This window comes from Moorena sp. SIO3B2, from assembly GCF_010692525.1.
GTDB classification, from domain to species: domain Bacteria; phylum Cyanobacteriota; class Cyanobacteriia; order Cyanobacteriales; family Coleofasciculaceae; genus Moorena; species Moorena producens.
This window is the reverse complement of sequence record NZ_JAAHHE010000379.1, coordinates 1-5,605: the sequence shown is the minus strand read 5'-3', so window position 1 is coordinate 5,605 and position 5,605 is coordinate 1. Positions and strand designations below refer to the sequence as shown.

Below are 5,605 nucleotides of genomic sequence, written 5' to 3'. Positions count from 1 at the left end.
CCTGATGGGGTCGGATTTGCACCGCCATCCTGATGAATAGTTATAACCTTTGGGATGTTATTCCGCGAGTTACCTGAGTCATAACCTACTCTACTACGAGTTGCTCCTACTCAGAACAAGCCGCACGCTGCAGAGGAGTCCACTCGATAATTTCCGCATAACCAACTACATAGAGGCTATGCATGGTGTTGATTATGCCCTTGCGGGAGCCCTTCAAAATATGCTGAACCGGATATTTTTTGGGAAACGATTCTTGAGGTGCGACCCGTGGCGAATTTAATTCGCCAACGGAAAGCGCACCTGAGGATTATTACTAGGAGTTATATCCTCAGGATTAGTCTCTGGGTTTGGGCGAAATTCGGAATCCATAATGGTCACCTTTTGCTTGTTGTTTTATATTATAATCATAATGATTATAATATAATTTGTCAAGGGTTTTTAGAAATTTTTTTTGACAGCAAATTTCGCGCACCGCAAAGTTGAGTTAAAGTCCCCCAGAATTGGGGGATTTAGGGGGATTTCAGCTTTTAAAGTCCCCCAGAATTGGGGGATTTAGGGGGATTTCAGCTTTCAAAGTCCCCCAGAATTGGGGGATTTAGGGGGCAAATTCGTAAGTCCTAAAAATTAGAGACGCTCTATTGAACGTCTCTAAAAAGCTACTCTGTCTTGATGCAGTCGCTCATGGGGGAAACCCCCAAGACCGCGCTGCATCGCTTTTGGCGTTGCTTAATAATGGAATGATTTTAATACTTTTGTAGAATGGGCATCAAGCGTGGAATGGGCATCTTGGTAGAACTGGCATCTTGGTAGAACTGGCATCTTGGTAGAACTGGCATCTTGGTAGAACTGGCATCTTGGTAGAACTGGCATCTTGGTAGAACTGGCATCTTGGTAGAACTGGCATCTTGCCAGTTTCATGCTTATTGTCGAGCGGGCAGGATGCCCACTCTACTCCTATTCATTCCAAGACTGACGCAACGCCAATAATCCTAATCTATGCCTTCAATTTTATCTTCAACCTCCTGATACAACTCGCGCAACAGCTGTAAATTACTCTCACTAGTTTCCCAATAGCCACGTCCATTAACTTCTAATAACGTAGACACTACTTTACGGAAGGAATTGGGATTCAAATTCATTAACCGCTGACGCATTTCTTCATCCTGGATAAAGGTAGTATTCACATCTTCATAAACCCAGTTATCCACTGCATCAGCCGTTGCACTCCAACCCATAGTATTCACTAAGCGTTTGGAAAGTTCACGGACCCCTTCATAGCCATGATTCAACATGCCTTCGTACCACTTGGGATTAAGTAACTTAGTCCGGGCATCTAAACGAACGGTTTCTGATAGGGTGCGAACCTGAGCATTAGCAGTAGTAGTATCAGCTATGTAAGCGGTTGGTTTCTTACCATCGTTCCGCAAGTTGGCTACTACCTTAGTGGGGTCAGAATCAAAGTAATGAGAAACATCAGTCAGGCTAATTTCCGATGAATCAAGATTCTGGAAGGTAACATCAGCGGTTTTCAAGGCAGACTCAAAAATCTGCTGACTCTGTTCCATGGTGCCTGGGTTATCGGAAGAGAAGGCAAAGGACTTGCGACTGAGATACATATTCTGTAACTCGGCTTCTTCTTCCCAGGTGCTGTTTTCGACAGCTAAATTAACATTGGAGGCATAGGAACCAGACGCATTGGAGAACACCCGAGTCGCCGCTTGCCGTAGATTAACCCCCATCTCTTGAGCTTGTTGCAAACTGTGTTTCCGCACAAAGTTCATTTCCAGGGGTTCATCGGCTTCTGCGGCCATTTTCACCCCTTGGTCTAGTAAATTCATCTGATTGATGAACAAATCCCGGAAGACACCGGAACAGTTTACTACCACATCAATCCGAGGACGACCTAACTCTTCTAAGGGAATTAGTTCTAATTTATTCACCCGTCCCAAGGCATCGGGCACTGGCTTAACCCCGACCATCCACAGAATTTGGGCTAGGGATTCCCCGTAGGTCTTAATATTATCGGTACCCCATAGTACACACGCAATGGTTTCTGGCCAAGCCCCATCATTATCTCGCTTTTGCCGTGCCAACAGTCGGTCTACTACAATTTTGGCAGATTTCACCGCTGCTAGGGTGGGAATGGATTGGGGGTCGAGGGCGTGAATATTCTTACCGGTCGGTAGCACATCGGGATTTCGGATCGGGTCACCACCAGGACCTGGCAGCACATATTCCCCATCTAAGGCTTGGAGCATTGCTCCTAGTTCGTTGTCTGCTACTATCTGCTCTAAACAGAATTCGAGATAGTCAAACAGAGGCTTGATCGCTTCGGAATCTACTTTGGTGTATCCTAAATTGTGCAAGGCTTCTACCCAGGGTTCTTTTTTACCAATATTGAGGAAGTTGAGTTTAGAGACTTTAGAGACTCGTCCATCGCTGTCGATTTGAGCTTGAACCATAGCACTAACAGCAGCACGGGTAGCTTGGGTGATATCTTGCAACAATTCCACATCAGCTAAGATGCCTTGGTCATTGTTGCTGTAAATTTCATCAATATCTCGCTCAATACTGTTAGCAATAATCCGGGGTAAACCGATGATTTCGTCTTCGCTACGGTCTAAGTTAGCAATATTGACTAGCGTTGCGATCGCTTCTTCTGCGGTTGGTGGCTTACCAATCACATGCAACCCACAGGGTAACAACCTTGATTCAATTTCCATCAAGCGGCGGTACACCTGACCGACCAAAGTATCCCGTTCTTCGGCACTCAGCTCCTTGGCATCTTGCTCGGGCAAGGCAATATCTTGGTCAAGATTCACCAAGCGGCACTTATCCATAATGGTGTTAACAATGGGAACACCGCGCCCAGTATCTTTGAGAGTTTGATAAGACCCAATTAACTCACTGAGTTCCTTTAAGCCTTTATATAATCCAGCATTTTCTGCCGGTGGAGTCAGATAGGATATGGTTTCAGCGTAGCTGCGGCGCTTAGCAATAGTTGCTTCACTAGGATTATTGGCAGCATAGTAGTACAGATTGGGAATAGAACCAATTAAATTATCTGGATAACAGTCTCCAGACATCCCCATCTGTTTCCCTGGCATAAATTCTAGAGACCCGTGGGTGCCGAAGTGCAGCACCGCATCGGCTTGCCAGATTTGTTCTAAATAGGTGTAATAGGCAGCAAAGCCATGGTGAGGACTTGCGGAACGGGAGAACAACAGTAGCATTGGGTCTCCTTCATACCCAAAGGTAGGTTGTACTCCGATGAATACATTCCCAAATTGCTTGCCGTAGATTAACAAGTTTTGTCCATCACTATTAAGATGTCCTGGTGGTGGTCCCCAGTTTTCCTCTAAGCGACTGGAGTAGGGAGTAAACCGTTCATACTCCATCACCGACATCCGGTGAGCAATATTCAATTCTGGACTAGCGTACTGAGCTTGGGCATCATGGATCACCTCTTGCATCAGTGCCTCAGCGGATTCCGGCAAGTCTTGGACATCATAACCATTGTTGTTCAGGGCTTCCATCACTTTATAGATGGAACCAAATACATCAAGATAGGCCGCTGTTCCAACATTGCCTTTATCTGGGGGGAAGCTAAAGACTGTGATGGCAATTTTCTTATCAAGCTTGGGCTTACGGCGCAAATTCGCCCACTTCATGGCCCGTCGGGCTACTGATTCAATCCGGTCCTGTAACGCAATGGATTTTCCAGTTGCGCCATCCCGTCCGGATAGAATAATTGGTTCAATGGCACCATCCAGCTCTGGAATGGCAATTTGCAATGCTACTTGAATCGGGTGCAGTCCCAAGTCACTATTTTCCCATTCTTCCGTAGTTTGGAAGACTAAGGGAAGTGTAACCATATAGGGGCGATTGAGGCGTTTTAAGGATTCAATCGCTTTGGGATGGTCTTGCCGTGCTGGACCTCCTACTAGAGCAAAGCCGGTTAGAGATACCACCGCATCCACTAAGGGGACTACGGTTTTGCCATGTTCCTCAGAAAAATAGGTATCTACAGGTTTAGAGAAATCCAGACCACCAGCAAAGATGGGAATCACCCTTGCTCCCATCGCTTCGATTTCCTGCACCATGGCTACATAATGGGCATCATCCCCTGTCACTAAGTGAGTGCGTTGCAGGACTAAACCAATACAGGGAGCGAGGGGGTCTTTTATGTCTGTTGAGATATCCTGACGGCTACTATACCAGTTGAGGTATTCCTTGACATCTTCAAACATTTGCGGTGCTAGAGGATGCCAAACCCCCATATCTGGGTAAACCACTGGGTCTTTGAATTGGACAGAGGTTTCGCTGTTTTTCTTCTCTGTCTTAAATACATACTTATCTGCTAGCATCAGCAGGAAGTTTTCCAGGTTATCAGAAGATCCCCCCAGCCAATACTGGAAACTGAGCATGAAGTTGCGAGCATCCTGAGCTTTGTCCATGGGCATATACTTCAGGACTTTCGGTAAGGTCTGCAACAGCTTCAGCATACTGTCTTGGAAGGAAGACCCAGATTTTTTCTTGCGCTTACGCATGAATTGTGCGATCGCACTCTTGGATTGTCCCAAATTCGCCATGGAGAAGCTACCTAATTTATTCAGGCGCATCACTTTCGGCATTGATGGAAATACCACTGCGGCATCCAAGCGATCGCGATGGGGTTTTACAGCGGTGACTACCTTCTCGGCCAAGTCTTCTATGAAAATTAGTGACGCGATAAAGATATTCGCTTCTGCTATATCCCGTTTAAAGTCTTGATAGTTTTCTGGGTCACGCAGCTCCTCAATTAGGTAGCCGCTGATTTCAATAGCGATATCTGGTTGATTTTGATTGATTGACCGAACAGCAGCTGATAATGCACTCTGGTACTGCGGTTCTAGCACGACATAGACCACCTTCAGCAAATGACGCCCATTCAATGCTTCTGGGGTGATGTGTCTAATGGTGGACTTGACGTGAGTGAACATGCGGCTAGATCTCCTTCCTGATTATTCGTTGTCTGTGCCTTACCTTGAGTGGCGGTAAGTGGCTGATCACCTTTGATGGTTTTGATCGTATTTAGATTTTATTGATAGATGTCCTATCGAACCTCTCTACCAGTGACCACTCACTCTTGGTTGGGATGGTTTTGTTTTGCCAACTAAAGAGTTTCTATCAAAAAACGTATACTTTCAGGGAGTTACAGCCGTTATCTGATACAATTCGATATAAAAATTGCCAGTTTTTGTAAAATTACTTAACAATTACTGAAGTAGTAAATCTGTTGCCCTTAACAAAAATACAAAAAAAAAATCCTTGACAAAGGTAACCTTAGTTGTATATATAAGGATATTTTATCGATTTATAAAACTATTACTTATCGTTCCTCCTTAATTATTGCTTAAGATTTTGTGGTCAGTGGTCAGCAGTCAGTGGTCAGCAGTCAGCAGTCAGCAGTCAGCAGTCAGTGGTCAGCAGTCAGTGGTCAGCAGTCAGCAGTCAGCAGTCAGCAGTCAGCAGTCAGCAGTCAGCAGTCAGCAGTCAGCAGTCAGCAGTCAGCAGTCAGCAGTCAGCAGTCAGCAGTCAGCAGTCAGCAGTCAGCAGTCAGCAG

At 45.5% G+C, this 5,605-nt stretch carries 3 protein-coding genes; 1 reads left to right on the top strand and 2 read right to left on the bottom strand.

The features are described from left to right. Positions 1-743: 743 nt before the first annotated feature. Together F6K38_RS34095 and F6K38_RS34090 are read right to left on the bottom strand one after the other, a co-directional pair. Positions 744-887 (bottom strand): hypothetical protein, encoded by a 144-nt coding sequence (locus F6K38_RS34095; protein WP_287267477.1) that lies wholly within the window; start codon positions 885-887, stop codon positions 744-746. A gap of 102 nt (positions 888-989) precedes the next feature. Then, positions 990-4,982, bottom strand: a complete 3,993-nt coding sequence (locus tag F6K38_RS34090; protein WP_287359518.1) for a magnesium chelatase subunit H — start codon at positions 4,980-4,982, stop codon at positions 990-992. Between the two features lie 423 nt (positions 4,983-5,405). Here F6K38_RS34090 and F6K38_RS34085 point away from each other — a divergent pair. Further along, a partial coding sequence (locus tag F6K38_RS34085) for a hypothetical protein (protein ID WP_287359516.1) occupies positions 5,406-5,605 on the top strand: 200 nt, incomplete at its 3' end.